This is a genomic window from Roseicyclus sediminis, assembly GCF_025515305.1.
Classification (GTDB): Bacteria; Pseudomonadota; Alphaproteobacteria; order Rhodobacterales; family Rhodobacteraceae; genus Roseibacterium; species Roseibacterium sediminis.
On sequence record NZ_JAOPHT010000003.1, the window covers coordinates 256,367 to 269,903 of the forward strand.

Sequence of the window (13,537 nt, forward strand, 5' to 3'; positions counted from 1 at the left end):
GAGGGATCCCATGACAGACACGACCGTTCCGAGCGGCTTCCGCACCCGTCTGGCCGAATGGCTGGAGCGTCCACAGGTCCGCTACACGATCATCGGGGTGATCGTGTTCAACGCCGTCGTGCTGGGGATGGAGACGTCCGACACGCTGATGGCGCGGTGGGGGTCGCTCATCTACGCGCTCGATCGGGCCTGCCTCGCGGTCTTCGTCGTCGAGATCGCGTTGAAGCTGGTCGCGCTCGGGCCGCGGTTCTTCCGTTCGGGCTGGAACGTCTTCGATTTCATCATCGTCGGGATCGCGCTTGTGCCCGCAGCGCAGGGGCTTTCGGTGCTCCGCGCACTGCGCATCCTGCGGGTTCTGCGCATCGTCTCGGCGGTCCCGTCGCTCCGCCGGGTGGTCGAGGGGCTGTTCACGGCGCTGCCGGGGATGGGCTCGGTGTTCCTTCTGATGTCGATCATCTTCTACATCGGCGCGGTGATGGCGACGAAGCTGTTCGGCGCGAGTTTCCCCGACTGGTTCGGCACGCTCGGTGCCTCGCTCTACACGCTGTTCCAGGTCATGACGCTGGAAAGCTGGTCGATGGGCATCGTGCGTCCGGTGCTGGAGGTCTACCCCTATGCCTGGGCGTTCTTCGTGCCGTTCATCATGGTCACGACCTTCGCGGTGGTGAACCTGATCGTCGGTCTCGTGGTGAACTCGATGCAGGACGCCCATTCCGAGGAGAGCAACGCCGCGACGGACAAGTATCGAGACGAGGTGCTGGAGCGGCTCCGGAAGATCGAGGAGCGGCTGGAGGAACGCGGAAACTGAGGCGCCTTGCGCCTTTTCCCGGCGACCGGGTATTGGTCCAGCACGCCGCGATTGAACCAGGGGGGGCGGTCCGTTGACCAGTTTCGAACGCTACCTTTCCCTCTGGGTCCTCGCGGCGATCCTTGCGGGGCTCGCGCTGGGGCAGGTGCTTCCCGCCGTCTTCGGCCTGCTTGCGCAGATCGAGTACGCCTCGGTCAACCTTGTCGTCGCGGTGCTGATCTGGGCGATGGTCTACCCGATGATGATCGCGGTGGACATCGGCAGCCTCGCGGGCATCGGCCGCAAGCCCAAGGGCCTTGTCATCACGGTCATCGTGAATTGGCTCATCAAGCCGTTCACCATGGCGGCGCTGGGCGTTCTGTTCTTCCGCCATGTCTTTGCCGACATGATCGATCCGGCCGATGCCGCGCAATACATCGCGGGGCTGATCCTGCTGGGTGCGGCCCCTTGCACGGCGATGGTCTTCGTCTGGTCGCAGCTGACGAAGGGCGATCCGAACTACACGCTGGTGCAGGTATCCCTGAACGACGTGATCATGGTCTTCGCCTTCGCGCCGATCGTGGCGCTCCTGCTGGGCGTCACCGAGATCGCCGTGCCCTGGGAAACGCTGGTTCTGTCCGTCGTGCTCTATGTCGCGATCCCGCTCGCGGCCGGCCTGGCAACGCGGTCGTGGCTGATTTCACGCGGTGGGCAGGATGCCGTCGATACCTTTCGGAGGCGGATCAAGCCTGCTTCGGTGCTCGGCCTGCTTCTGACGGTCGTCCTTCTCTTCGGCTTTCAGGGATCGGTGATTCTGGCGCAACCGGTGCTGATCCTGATGCTTGCGACGCCGATCCTGATCCAGTCCTACGGGATCTTCGCGCTGGCTTACGGCTGGGCCTGGGCGTGGGGCGTGCCGCACCGCGTGGCCGCGCCCTGCGCCCTGATCGGAACGTCGAATTTCTTCGAGCTGGCCGTCGCGGTGGCCATCGGCCTCTTTGGCCTGAACTCGGGCGCGGCGCTGGTCACGGTTGTCGGCGTCCTCGTCGAGGTGCCCGTGATGCTGAGCCTCGTCGCCTTCGCCAACCGGACACGCGCGCGTTTTCCCGCCTAGGCCCGCTTCTCCAGCGTGGCCACGCCCAGCGTCGTCAGCACCTTCTGCACGATATCCTCGGCGTTCATCTTCGCCACGGCGTACATGTCGTGCGGGCTGGCCTGATCGATGAACACATCGGGCAGCACCATCGAGCGATACTTCAGCCCCGTGTCGAAGACCCCCCGCTCGGCCAGCAGGTGCGCGACGTGGCTGCCGAACCCACCCACCGCGCCTTCCTCGACGGTGATCAGCGCCTCGTGGTGGCGGGCGAGCTGCAGGATCATTTCCTCGTCGAGCGGCTTGGAGAAGCGCGCATCGGCCACGGTGGGCGTCAGGCCGCGCGCGGCCAGCGTCTCGGCGGCCTCCCGCACCTCCTTGAGCCGCGCGCCGAAGTTCAGGAGCGCGACGCGGTTTCCCTCGGCGATCATCCGGCCGCGGCCGATCTCCAGCGCGACGCCGCGTTCCGGCATCTCCACCCCCACGCCCTCGCCCCGCGGATAGCGGAAGGCCGAGGGGCCATCGTCGATCTCGACGGCCGTGCGGATCATGTGCACAAGCTCCGCCTCGTCGGCGGCGGCCATGACGACGAACCCGGGCAGGTTCGACAGGAAGGCCGTGTCGTAGCTTCCCGCATGGGTCGCGCCGTCGGCGCCCACCAGCCCGGCGCGGTCTATGGCGAAGCGGACGGGAAGGCGCTGAATCGCCACGTCGTGGACGACCTGGTCGTAACCGCGCTGCAGGAAGGTGGAGTAGATCGCCGCGAAGGGTTTCAGACCGCCGGCGGCCATGCCCGCGCAGAAGGTGACGGCGTGCTGCTCGGCGATGCCCACGTCGAAGGTGCGCGCGGGGAAACGTTCGCCGAAGAGGTCGAGGCCGGTCCCATCGGGCATCGCGGCGGTGACGGCGACGATCTTCTCGTCCTCCTCCGCCTCGCGGATCAGCGACCGGGCGAAGACCTTGGTGTAGCTCGGCGCGTTGGATTTGGCCTTGGCCTGCTCGCCGGTGCGCACATCGAAGCGCGCGGTGGCGTGGCCCCTGTCGGGCCGATGCTCGGCATAGCCCTTGCCCTTCCTGGTGATCGCGTGGATCAGGACCGGCCCGTCGGCCCGCGCCTTCACGGTACGCAGGACGGCAAGAAGCTGCTCCATGTCGTGGCCGTCGATCGGACCGATATAGGAGAAGCCGAGCTCCTCGAAGAGCGTCCCGCCGACCGTCGCGGCCTTCAGCAATTCCTTCGCCCGCCGTGCGCCCTCCTGGAACGGTTCGGGCAGGAGCGAGACGGCGCCCTTGGCGGCGGCCTTCAACTCCTGGAACGGCGCACCAGCGTAGAGCCGCGAGAGATAGCTCGACATGGCGCCGGTGGGCGGAGCGATCGACATCTCGTTGTCGTTCAGGATGACGATCAGACGCTTGCCCAGGTGGCCCGCGTTGTTCATCGCCTCGTAGGCCATGCCGCCCGACAGCGCGCCGTCGCCGATCACCGCGATGGCGTCACCATGACCCGTGGGGCAATCGCCGCCCAATTCCCGCGCCATGACGAACCCGAGGGCCGCCGAAATACTTGTAGAAGAATGAGCGGCGCCGAAGGGGTCATAGGGGCTTTCCGAGCGCTTGGTGAAACCCGACAGGCCGTCCTTCTGCCGGATCGTCAGCATCTGGTCACGGCGCCCGGTCAGGATCTTGTGGGGGTAGCACTGATGGCTGACATCCCAGATCAGCTTGTCGCGCGGCGTGTCGAAGACGGCGTGGATCGCCACGGTCAGTTCCACCACGCCCAGGCCTGCGCCGAAATGCCCGCCCGTCTGGCTGACGGACCAGATGGTTTCCGACCGCAGTTCATCGGCGAGCCGGCGCAGCTCCGCGTCGCGGAACTGCTTGAGGTCCGCCGGGGAGTGCACCCGGTCAAGAAGGGGTGTCGCGGGTCGCTCGCTCATCGCTGGCCTCGCAGAACCTTGTTGTCGACGTTGCCGTCCGTTTCACATCTCGCGGGCGATAATGTAGCGCGCAAGGGCCTGCAAGTTCTGCGACCTCTCGCCATAGGGCGCGAGCGCGGCGCAGGCCTCCCCGACCAGTGCCCCGGCGCGGGCGCGTGCGCCGTCGAGGCCGAGCAGCGAGACGAAGGTCGCCTTGCCGGCCTCGGCATCCTTCCTGAGCGCCTTGCCCGCCTTGGCGCTGTCGCCTGTCACATCGAGGATGTCGTCGGCGATCTGGAACGCAAGGCCGATGGCCCTTGCGTAGGTCCGGAGCGGCGTGGGATCGGCACGGCCGAGGATCGCCCCGGCCTCGGCCGGCCATTCGATCAGGCGGCCGGTCTTGTTGCCCTGCAATTCCGTGATCTCGTCGAGCGTCAGCGCGCGGCCCGCGGTTTCCGCCGCGATGTCCTGCGCCTGTCCCAGCACCATGCCCTGAGCCCCGCTGGCCCTGGCCAGCGACGCGACAAGGGCCACGCGCTGCTCCGCGTCGCCCGCGGCGGGATCGGACAGAAGTTCGAAGGCAAAGGTCTGGAGCGCGTCGCCCACGAGAACCGCCGTGGCCTCGTCCCACTTGCGGTGAACCGTCGGCCGCCCCCGGCGAAGGTCGTCGTCGTCCATAGATGGCAGATCGTCGTGCACGAGACTGTAGGCGTGGACGCATTCGACCGCCGCCGCGGACCAGAGCGCCTGGTCCCGCGGCACGCCGAAGAGGCCCGCCGTTTCCAGCACGAGAAACCCCCGCAGCCGTTTGCCCCCGTCGCTGGCGTAGCGCATCCCCTCGGCAACGCGGTCGTCGCCGAGAGTGCCGAGCCGTTCCGACAGGAAGCCGCCGATGGCGTCCTGCGCCGCGCCGAGCGCGTCCTCGAACATCGGGCTACATGCCTTCCGCGGGCTTCGTGCCGGTAGGCTTGCCGTTTCCGTCGAGGGTGATCTGTTCGACCTGCTCCTCGGCTTCCTTCAGCTTGGTCTCGCAATGGGCCTTGAGCGCCGCGCCACGCTTGTAGAGCGCGATCGACTGCTCCAGCGCCACGTCGCCGCGGTCGAGCGCCGAGACCACGGACTCGAACTCGCGGATCGCGTCCTCGAAGCTCATCCCCTCGATGGGTTTTTCCTCGCTCATCCGGCCGCCTCCATCAGTTCCGTCACATGCGCCGCGACCGAAGCCGCGAGCGCAGGAAGATCATAGCCGCCTTCGAGTGTCGAGACCACGCGGCCCGCGCAAAGTTCGTCGGCAAGCCCGCAGATCTCGCGGGTGAGCCAGGCGAAATCGGCCTCGGTCCAGTCGAGGTTTGCCAGCGGATCGGCCCGGTGCGCGTCGAACCCCGCCGAGACGAGGATGAGTTCCGGCGCGAAGTCGCGGAGTGCCGGAAAGACGCGGGACGTATAGGCCGCGCGCATCTCGGCCCCGCCCGTTCCGGGCGCGAGCGGCACGTTCAGGACGTTGTCCGACGCGCCGCGTTCGGAAGCTGCGCCGGTGCCGGGATAAAGCGGCATCTGGTGGCTGGAGACAAACAGCGCGCGCGGCTCGTCCCAGAGGATGTCCTGCGTCCCGTTGCCGTGGTGGACGTCGAAATCCACGACCGCCACGCGCGAAAGGCCGCGCCGCTCCAGCGCATGCCGCGCCGCGATGGCGACGTTGCCGAAAAGGCAAAACCCCATCGGGCGTCGCTTCTCGGCATGGTGGCCGGGGGGGCGCGTGGCGACGAAGGCATTGCCCGCGCGCCCGTCGAGGACCGCGTCGACCGCCGCGATGCAGCCGCCGACGCCTCGCACCGCGGCCTGCCACGTGCCGGGGCTTGCGTGGGTGTCCGGGTCGAACGCATGCCAGCCCCGCTCGGGAATGGCGGCCTCGATCGCGTCCACGTAGGTGTCGGGATGGGCCAGAACGAGGTCATCGCGGGTCGCTGGCTCCGCGCCCTCGCGCAGCAGCCCCCCGAAGGATGGCATGGCGAGGGCGGCCGTGACCGCCTCCAGCCTCGCCACCTGCTCGGGGTGGCCCGGCGGCGTGACATGCCCGAGGCCGTGGGGGTTCTCGATCAGGAGGGTCGTCATGGCGATGTCCGGTCAATCGGGGGCGAGCATGTATCCGGCACCGCGCACCGTCTGGAGGTAGCGCGGCTGCTTGGGGTTGAGTTCGATCTTCTTGCGAAGGCGCGTGATCTGAACGTCCACGGCGCGTTCCTGCACCTGGTCGCCCGCCACGCCCTTGTCCCTGTTGAGAAGCGAGACGAGATCCGGTCGGCTGAAGGGCTGGTTCGGTTGACCCGAGAAGATGCGCATCAACGCCGCTTCGGTCGCGGTCAGCCGGACGGCCTCGGACCCGCGCCAAAGCTCTCCGCGCTCGATGTCGTAGCGGATCGGCCCGAGATGGAGCACCTGCACCACCTGCGGATCTTCGGCGGGTTTCGGCATCCGCCGCAGGATTGCGTTCACGCGCAGCAGGAGTTCCTTGGGCTCGAAGGGTTTGGTGAGGTAGTCGTCGGCCCCCGCCTCGAGCCCGGTGATCCGGTCGTCGGCCTCTCCCTTCGCGGTCAGCAGCAGGATCGGTGTCTGCAGCCTTTGCCGAAGATCGCGCGTCAGGCTCAGCCCGTCTTCGCCCGGCATCATCACGTCCAGCACGATAAGGTCGAAGTCGAGCCCGGCCAGAAGCCGCCGCGCATGGGCCGCGTCCCGTGCCGCCGTCGCCATGAAGCCGTTGCGGACGAGGAATTTCTGGAGAAGTCCACGGATGCGTTCGTCGTCGTCGACGATCAGAAGGTGGGCGCCGATATCCGTCACGTGCCTGTGTCCCCCCCTTCTCCGTTGTCGAGATAGTGTCGCCGCATGTCGGCATCCATCATCTGTTCCAGCACCGCACGAAAGCCGGCGACCGCCTCGGGACCGGCGTTGCGGAAGGCCGCGCGCATCCGGTTGCGCTGTGCCTCGGACAATTCGCGCTCGAGCGCCGCGCCCTTGGGCGTCAGGTGAAGATGCCGCTCGCGCTTGTCCCGGACGCCGACGCGGCTTTCCACGAGACCATCCTCCACCAGTGTCCTCAGGACGCGGTTCAGCGATTGCTTGGTGACGCCGAGGATGGAAAGCAGGTTGTTGACCGTGGTCCCCGGCGAACGGTTGATGAAGTGGATCGCCCGGTGATGCGCCCGGCCGTAACCGTATTCCTGCAAGATGCGGTCGGGATCGGCGGTGAACCCGCGATAGGCGAAGAACATGGCTTCGATCCCGCGCCGAAGCTGGTCGTCGGTGAGAAACAGGAGGCTTTCGCTCCTGCCCATCACGGCGCCGGATGTGCGCTCGCCCATCGGCCCTGTCCCTTCCTTGCCGTCTCCCTCCGGAGCTCGGTCACAGTTTATGTCAGCCTTGTTGACTTTCCAAGAATCAATTGTTAGCGAAGTGCGGGTTTTGCGAAACATTATGTCCGAACCGGCCATAACGCGCGCAATATTCGAAAAGAAACCCCGGGAAACCGGCACTTCTGCGAAGGAAGGGACCATGGCAGGAGCCTATGACGACCGCGACGGCTGGATCTGGATGGACGGCAAGCTGGTGCCGTGGCGCGAGGCAAACGTCCACATCCTGACGCACGCGATGCACTATGCCTCGTCGGTCTTCGAGGGCGAGCGCGCCTATGGCGGCCGTATCTTCGAAAGCCGCAAGCATTCCGAGCGCCTTCTCGCGTCGGGCCGGATGCTCGATGTCGAGATCCCGTGGACGGTCGACGAGATCGAGGCGGCGAAATACCAGGTCATGAAGGCCAACGACCTTTCGGACGCCTATGTGCGCGCGGTCGCATGGCGCGGCTCGGGCGAGGACATGGGCGTCAGCTCGGCCCGGAACCCGGTGCGTATGGCCGTCGCGGCCTGGGCCTGGGGCGCCTATTACGGCGATGCGAAGATGAAGGGTGCCAAGCTCGACATCTCCAAGTGGAAGCGTCCGAGCCCCGAGACGATCCCCGTCCACGCCAAGGCCGCGGGTCTCTACATGATCTGCACCATGTCCAAGCACGCCGCCGAGGCGAAGGGCTGCGCCGATGCGCTTTTCATGGATTACCGCGGCTACGTGGCCGAGGCGACGGGCGCCAACATCTTCTTCGTCAAGGACGGCGAGGTTCACACGCCCACGCCCGACGTGTTCCTGAACGGCATCACGCGGCAGACGGTAATCGGCATGCTGCGTGACCGCCAGGTGAAGGTGCATGAGCGGCACATCATGCCGGGCGAGCTGGAAAGCTTCGAGCAGTGCTGGCTGACCGGCACCGCGGCGGAGGTCACGCCGGTTGGCCAGATCGGCGACTACAACTTCGAGGTCGGCGCGATGGTGCGGGACATCTCGTCCGCCTACGAGGCGCTGGTCCGGGCCTGATCCGACCCGATATGCGATGTGACGGGATTACTTGATTTCCCGTCACATCGCCCCCACCATCCCCCCATGAACATCCAGACGCAGCCCTACCGCGCCGAAACCGTGGCCTTCGACCGCCGCGAGCTTGGGGTGATACTCGGGCTGTATGGGCGGATGGTCGCCGCGGGAGAGTGGCGGGACTACGGGATCTCGCATCTTTCGGACATGGCCGTGTTCTCCGTCTTCCGGCGCAGCGCCGAGCAGCCGCTCTACCGGATAGAGAAACGTCCGAGGCTTGCCCGGCTCCAGGGGCAATACGCCGTCATCGGCATGGATGGACGCATCCTGAAACGGGGACACGACCTGAAGACCGTCCTCAGGGTCCTGGAACGCAAGCTGATCCGCGCGGTCGACTGAGACCTTCAGGCCGAAGCGATGCGCTTGCGGCGGGTGATCTGGCCTTCGCCCGCCTCCGCGATCCGTGCGGCCGCGTCCTTCAGCGGCTCGTAGGCGACCGACATGTGATGGGCGTTCGCGTGCAGGAGCATCCTTGCGTCCGCCATCATGCCGACATGCCCCTGCCAGAACACGAGGTCGCCACGCTGAAGCGTCTCGCCCTCGGGCAGGTCTTCGCCCAGCGCCTCGGCCTGCTGGTCGCTGTCGCGGGGGCAGGACATGCCGCAGGCCAGCAGCGCGAGCTGCACCAGTCCCGAGCAATCGATGCCCCAGCGGCTGGTCCCGCCCCAGAGATAGGGCGTGCCGAGGAACAGGTCCGCGACCCCGACCGCATCCGCGAAGCGCGAGGTCAGCGGCATCAGGTGCTGCTTCGGGACGTAGTGCCCGGTCTGGATGCGGTGGAAATTTCCGCGCTCGGCGGTGACATGGACGGTGCTGCCGAAGAACAGGGCGACCTCGGCCTGGGCCTTGAAGTCCGTCTTCGGATAAAGGTGCGTCGCGGGCGACACGACCCAATGGGTCGCCTCTGGCGCCTCGGTCAATGCGCCCGAGCTTATCCAGCCCACGTAGCCGTCCCGCTCCGCCTGGCCGAAGGCAAGCCCGTCCTGCCGGTCGAGCACGAGGAACCGCTCGCCGAACAGAAGCTGGCTCGCCCGGCCGGCGCCGGGTTCCGAGGCGAGGTTGGCAATCGGTTGCTGCACCGTCATCCACTGGCCGTCGACGAAGCTTTCGGCCTCGACCTCGCCTTGCAGCGAGACATGGGCGACGCGGCCGTTCGACGGCGTCATGCGGGGATCGCGGGTCATCGGACGAGGACCTCCGGAATGGCCTGGAACAGTGCCCGCGCGCCCTGGCCGAAGCCGCCCTTGGGACGACCCGGCGCATCGGACTGGGACCAGGCGAAGATGTCGAAATGCGCGTAGCTGCGGGCATCGGCGGCAAAGCGGCGCAGGAACAGCGCGGCGGTGATCGAGCCGGCGAAACCGCCCTTGGGCGCGTTGTCGAGATCGGCGATGCCGGGTTCGATCAGTTTCTCGTAGGGCGCGTGGAACGGCATCCGCCAGACCGGGTCGGCGACCTCCGCGGCCGCGCGAGACAGGGACGCGGCGAGACCTTCGTCATCGGTGTAGAACGGCGCGATATCGGCACCCAGCGCGACGCGGGCCGCGCCGGTCAGGGTCGCCATCGACACGAGAAGGTCGGGGTCCTCCTCGGCCGCCAGGCTCAGCGCGTCGGCGAGGACGAGGCGCCCTTCCGCATCGGTGTTGTTGATCTCGACCGTCTTGCCGTTGCGGGCGGTCAGGATGTCGCCGGGACGGAAGGCGTTGCCGGCCACGGCATTCTCGACCGCCGGGATCAGGACGCGCAATCGCAGGGGCAACCCCTCGTCCATGATCATGCGGGCAAGGCCAAGCACCGTCGCCGCTCCGCCCATGTCCTTCTTCATGAGGCCCATGGATGCGCCGGGCTTGAGGTTCAGCCCGCCGGTGTCGAAGCACACCCCCTTGCCGACGAGTGTCAGACGCGGGCCCTCGCTGCCCCAGACCATGTCGATCAGGCGCGGGTCTTCGTCCGAGGCGCGGCCAACGGTGTGGATGAGCGGCAGGTTCGCGTCCAGCAGGCTTTCGCCATGGGTCGCCGTCACGTCCGCGCCGTACTCTGCCGCGAGGTCGCGGGCCGCATGTTCGAGCGCGTTCGGCCCCATGTCCTCGGCGGGCGTGTTCACCAGATCGCGTGTCAGCGCCTCGCCTGCCGCGATCCGCTCGAGCCGCGCGGCGTCGAGCCCGGCCGGTGCCGCCAGCCTTGCCTTCGCGCCATTCTGAGCACGGTAGCGGGAGAAACGGTAGAGCGAAAAGAGATAGCCGAGCGCGAGTTCCGAACCCTCGGCGCCGTCCGGCCACTCCTCGATCGCGTAATCCGACGCCGGCAGTTTCGCGATTGCGGCGCCTGCGGCAAAGCGCGTCTGCGCACGCTCCGCGTCGGTGCCGAGGCCAAGCAGCACAAGGTCCGGGCGACCCTCCGCGCCCGGCAACGCGCAGGTCTGCCCGAGCGCGCCCGTGAAGCCGTGGTGCCTTGCCCAGGCCGCGGCGGCGCCGGGCAAGGCGGCGAGGATGTCCTCGCAGGTCCCGGGCCGGACCAACCGGATCGGGATGGCCCCTTCCGAGGTTGCGGCGAAACTCAACGTCATGACACGGGACCCCATGTTCGGAACGGTCGCCAGCCTAGCGGCCCGCCGCGCCGCCGCAAGCCCGGATCAGCCCGACAGGTCCTCCAGTTCCCAAACCGCGTGGATCGAGCGGTCTCCCACACGGCCAAGCCGCGCGATCGTGGCGGCAAAAGCCTGCCTGTCGCCGGTGTCGAGGCAGATCACGACGCTGCGCGCGACCCGCGACAGGGTGGCCATGCCGATGAGATCGGCGTCGCGCACCAGTGACACGATCCCTGCGCGAAGAACCGCCGGGTTCCCGTCATCCGCGATCCGCGGAAGAACCTGGAGTGTCGCCGCGATGCGGTCGAGCGCCAGCGCGACCTCCCTCTCGGCCCGCGCCTCGCCGATGCGGCTGCACAACTCCTCCAGTTTGTCGGGATTGAAGCGCGCGGGTTCTTCCGGGCGCAGTTCGGCGACCCGCCGCCCCGCATTCAAGCGTACGTCGTCGCCCGGCGCCGGGCCCCTGTCCCGGCCGATTTGTCGGCTCATGTCTCACTCCACCTACCGCCCCCACCGCGGCGATGCCGACCGTGGGGGCCGCAGCCTGAAGAAACGATTGAGAACGCGACGAAAAGCGCATCCAATTCTTCTGCAATGCGCGCTAACGAATCCGGATTGCGAGGAGACGGCCCATGCACCGCGTCAAATCCCTTCCTGACTATCTCAGGGAGCGCTACGAGCACTGGAAGCAGGCGAGCTTCCCCGAGCACAAGGACTGGTTCCGAAAGCTCGCGCAGGAGGGGCAGAACCCGCGCGCCATGGTCATCGCGTGCTGCGACAGCCGCGTCGCCATCACCTCGGTTTTCGGCCAGCGCATCGGCGAATTGTTCGTGCATCGCAACATCGCGAACCTCGTTCCGCCCTACACGCCCGACGGCAAGCACCACGGCACCGGCGCGGCCGTCGAATTCGCGGTCACCACCCTGAAGGTGTCGCATATCCTCGTGATGGGCCATTCGAACTGCGGCGGCGTGCGCGGGTGCCTGGAGATGTGTTCGGGCCATGCGCCGCACCTCGACGATCCTGGCAGCCTCGTGGGGCGATGGCTCGACGTGCTGCGGCCCGCCTACGATATCGTGGTCGACGCCACGCGCGAGGAGGACCGGCAGACCGCGCTGGAAAAAGAGGGAATCCACCTGAGCCTCGAAAACCTGCTAGGCTATCCCTTCGTGGCCGAGGCCGTGGAGGCGGGGCGGCTCACGCTCCACGGGCTCTGGACCGATATCGCCGAGATGGACCTCGAAACCTACGACGGCACGGTGCGCCACTTCGTGAAGGGCTGAGGTTTACCGCCGCGCCCCTGGGGGGTATTGGCCGGGAACGACGCCAAGGGACGGGACGGAAACGGCATGGACGGTATTCTGGCGCTGGCTGCGGACAACCTCCTGTCGCCGATCATCCTTTTCTTCGCCCTCGGCCTCGCGGCGGCCTTCGCGCGCTCGGACCTGTCGATCCCCGAGGCGGTGGCCAAGGGGCTGTCGATCTACCTGCTCTTCGCGATCGGCTTCAAGGGTGGCGCGAGCGTCGCCGCGCACGGGATCGATGCGACGCTGGTCCTGTCGCTCGTCGCCGGGCTGATCCTGTCCTTCGCATTGCCGCTCATCGCCTTCGCGCTCCTGCGTGCGATCACCCGGCTGTCGGTGACGGATGCCGCGGCGGTCGCGGGGCATTATGGCTCGATCTCCATCGTGACCTTCGTGGCCGCGACGTCGGTCGCCACGTCCGTCGGCCTGTCGCCCGAGGGCTACATGGTCGCCGTCGCGGCCGTCATGGAGGCGCCCGCGATCCTTTCGGCGCTGTGGATCGTCGCCCGTTTCGGCAAGAGCTCGGCCGAGATGGAGGACGGCCTGATGCGCGAGATCCTGCTGAACGGGTCCATCGTGCTGCTGGTTGGATCCTTCCTGATCGGCTGGATCACGGGGGATGAAGGAATGGCGCTGATCGCGCCTTTCATCGTGGCGCCGTTCCAGGGGGTTCTGTGCCTGTTCCTGCTCGACATGGGCCTTGTGGCCGGGCGCGGCCTGCGCGAGGCGCGATCGGTCCTGACCGCCGGGCTGTTCGCCTTCGGTGTCGCGATGCCGCTGGTCGGCTCGGCCTTCGGGCTGGTGGCCGGGCTGCTTCTCGGCCTCAGTCCGGGCGGCGTGATGCTGTTCATGACGCTGTCGGCCTCCGCGTCCTATATCGCGGTGCCCGCGGCGATGAGGGTGGCCCTGCCCGAGGCAAACCCGTCGGTCTACCTCACGCTGTCTCTCGGCGTGACCTTTCCGTTCAACCTGACGCTCGGCATCCCCATCTATCTCGCGGTGTCGCGCGCGCTCACCGGAGGCTGAGCCCCATGCAGACCCACAAGGCCAAGCGCGTCGAGATCACCATCGAATCGGTGATGGAAGGCCGTCTGACCGCCGCGCTGATCAAGGCCGGTGTGACCGGCTTCACGGTCCTGCCTGTGCTCGGCGGTTCCGGCCGGTCCGGTCAGTGGAGCCGCGAGGGGCAGGTCAGCCGCGCCGGCGGCATGGTGAGCGTCGTCTGCATCATCCGCCCTGAACGGCTCGACGAACTTCTGGACGCGGCGTTCGGTGTGGTCGAGCGCCACATCGGCGTGGTCACGGTCACCGACTGCGAGGTGCTGCGCGCCGAGAGGTTCTGACCGGCGCGGCCGGTCGGGCGTGGGATCGCCG

16 protein-coding genes are annotated in these 13,537 nt (G+C 67.5%); 7 read left to right on the forward strand and 9 right to left on the reverse strand.

Going from position 1 to position 13,537, the window contains the following annotated elements; genetic code table 11:
• The first annotated feature begins 10 nt into the window (after positions 1–10).
• Both N8I71_RS06090 and arsB read left to right on the forward strand, forming a co-directional pair.
• Positions 11–808 (forward strand): ion transporter, encoded by a 798-nt coding sequence (locus N8I71_RS06090; protein ID WP_262877052.1) that lies wholly within the window; start codon positions 11–13, stop codon positions 806–808.
• A 73-nt stretch (positions 809–881) separates the two neighbouring features.
• Positions 882–1,901, forward strand: coding sequence for an ACR3 family arsenite efflux transporter (gene arsB / locus N8I71_RS06095; protein ID WP_262877053.1), 1,020 nt, complete (start codon positions 882–884; stop codon positions 1,899–1,901).
• Here the strand turns inward: arsB and dxs are convergent.
• From dxs to N8I71_RS06125, 6 genes are read right to left on the reverse strand one after another with little or no spacing between them, the layout of a single operon-like run.
• A complete protein-coding gene (gene dxs / locus N8I71_RS06100) occupies positions 1,898–3,817 on the reverse strand; it encodes a 1-deoxy-D-xylulose-5-phosphate synthase (protein ID WP_262877054.1) in 1,920 nt (639 codons plus the stop codon). The genes arsB and dxs overlap by 4 nt on opposite strands.
• A 42-nt stretch (positions 3,818–3,859) precedes the next feature.
• Entirely contained in the window at positions 3,860–4,726 is an 867-nt protein-coding gene (locus tag N8I71_RS06105; protein ID WP_262877055.1) for a polyprenyl synthetase family protein, read from the reverse strand.
• Positions 4,727–4,730: 4 nt separating this feature from the next.
• Positions 4,731–4,976, reverse strand: coding sequence for an exodeoxyribonuclease VII small subunit (locus tag N8I71_RS06110; RefSeq protein ID WP_262877056.1), 246 nt, complete (start codon positions 4,974–4,976; stop codon positions 4,731–4,733).
• Entirely contained in the window at positions 4,973–5,908 is a 936-nt protein-coding gene (locus N8I71_RS06115; RefSeq protein WP_262877057.1) for a histone deacetylase family protein, read from the reverse strand. The genes N8I71_RS06110 and N8I71_RS06115 overlap by 4 nt, the downstream gene beginning before the upstream one ends.
• Positions 5,909–5,920: 12 nt before the next feature.
• The gene (locus N8I71_RS06120) at positions 5,921–6,634 is read right to left on the reverse strand and encodes a response regulator (RefSeq protein ID WP_262877058.1); all 714 of its coding nucleotides are present in this window, start codon (positions 6,632–6,634) and stop codon (positions 5,921–5,923) included.
• On the reverse strand, positions 6,631–7,155 hold the full coding sequence (locus N8I71_RS06125; protein WP_262877059.1) for a MarR family winged helix-turn-helix transcriptional regulator: 525 nt from the start codon (positions 7,153–7,155) through the stop codon (positions 6,631–6,633). The genes N8I71_RS06120 and N8I71_RS06125 overlap by 4 nt, the downstream gene beginning before the upstream one ends.
• A gap of 190 nt (positions 7,156–7,345) precedes the next feature.
• Here N8I71_RS06125 and N8I71_RS06130 point away from each other — a divergent pair, with 190 nt between their 5' ends.
• Both N8I71_RS06130 and N8I71_RS06135 read left to right on the forward strand, forming a co-directional pair.
• Positions 7,346–8,215, forward strand: coding sequence for a branched-chain amino acid aminotransferase (locus tag N8I71_RS06130; protein WP_262877060.1), 870 nt, complete (start codon positions 7,346–7,348; stop codon positions 8,213–8,215).
• 66 nt (positions 8,216–8,281) lie between these two features.
• Positions 8,282–8,611, forward strand: coding sequence for a DUF2794 domain-containing protein (locus tag N8I71_RS06135; protein WP_262877061.1), 330 nt, complete (start codon positions 8,282–8,284; stop codon positions 8,609–8,611).
• A gap of 5 nt (positions 8,612–8,616) precedes the next feature.
• Here N8I71_RS06135 and N8I71_RS06140 read toward each other — a convergent pair whose 3' ends face one another.
• From N8I71_RS06140 to N8I71_RS06150, 3 genes are all read right to left on the reverse strand, one after another.
• Positions 8,617–9,456: a C40 family peptidase gene (locus N8I71_RS06140; RefSeq protein WP_262877062.1), complete on the reverse strand. Its 840-nt coding sequence runs from the start codon at positions 9,454–9,456 to the stop codon at positions 8,617–8,619.
• Positions 9,453–10,838, reverse strand: a complete 1,386-nt coding sequence (locus N8I71_RS06145) for a leucyl aminopeptidase family protein (RefSeq protein WP_262877063.1) — start codon at positions 10,836–10,838, stop codon at positions 9,453–9,455. Before N8I71_RS06145 ends, N8I71_RS06140 begins: the two co-directional genes overlap by 4 nt.
• A 66-nt stretch (positions 10,839–10,904) precedes the next feature.
• On the reverse strand, positions 10,905–11,348 hold the full coding sequence (locus N8I71_RS06150; protein WP_262877064.1) for a hypothetical protein: 444 nt from the start codon (positions 11,346–11,348) through the stop codon (positions 10,905–10,907).
• A gap of 143 nt (positions 11,349–11,491) precedes the next feature.
• On the opposite strand from N8I71_RS06150, the gene N8I71_RS06155 reads away from it, so the two are divergent.
• The 3 genes from N8I71_RS06155 (at position 11,492) to N8I71_RS06165 (ending at position 13,506) form a co-directional block, all read left to right on the forward strand.
• Positions 11,492–12,142 carry a carbonic anhydrase gene (locus tag N8I71_RS06155; protein WP_262877065.1) on the forward strand — a complete coding sequence of 217 codons (651 nt, stop codon included), beginning with the start codon at positions 11,492–11,494 and terminating at the stop codon, positions 12,140–12,142.
• A gap of 66 nt (positions 12,143–12,208) precedes the next feature.
• Complete coding sequence (locus N8I71_RS06160; RefSeq protein ID WP_262877066.1) at positions 12,209–13,189, forward strand: sodium-dependent bicarbonate transport family permease; 981 nt, start codon at positions 12,209–12,211, stop codon at positions 13,187–13,189.
• Positions 13,190–13,194: 5 nt separating this feature from the next.
• Positions 13,195–13,506: a P-II family nitrogen regulator gene (locus N8I71_RS06165; RefSeq protein ID WP_262877067.1), complete on the forward strand. Its 312-nt coding sequence runs from the start codon at positions 13,195–13,197 to the stop codon at positions 13,504–13,506.
• The last annotated feature ends 31 nt before the right edge of the window (positions 13,507–13,537 follow it).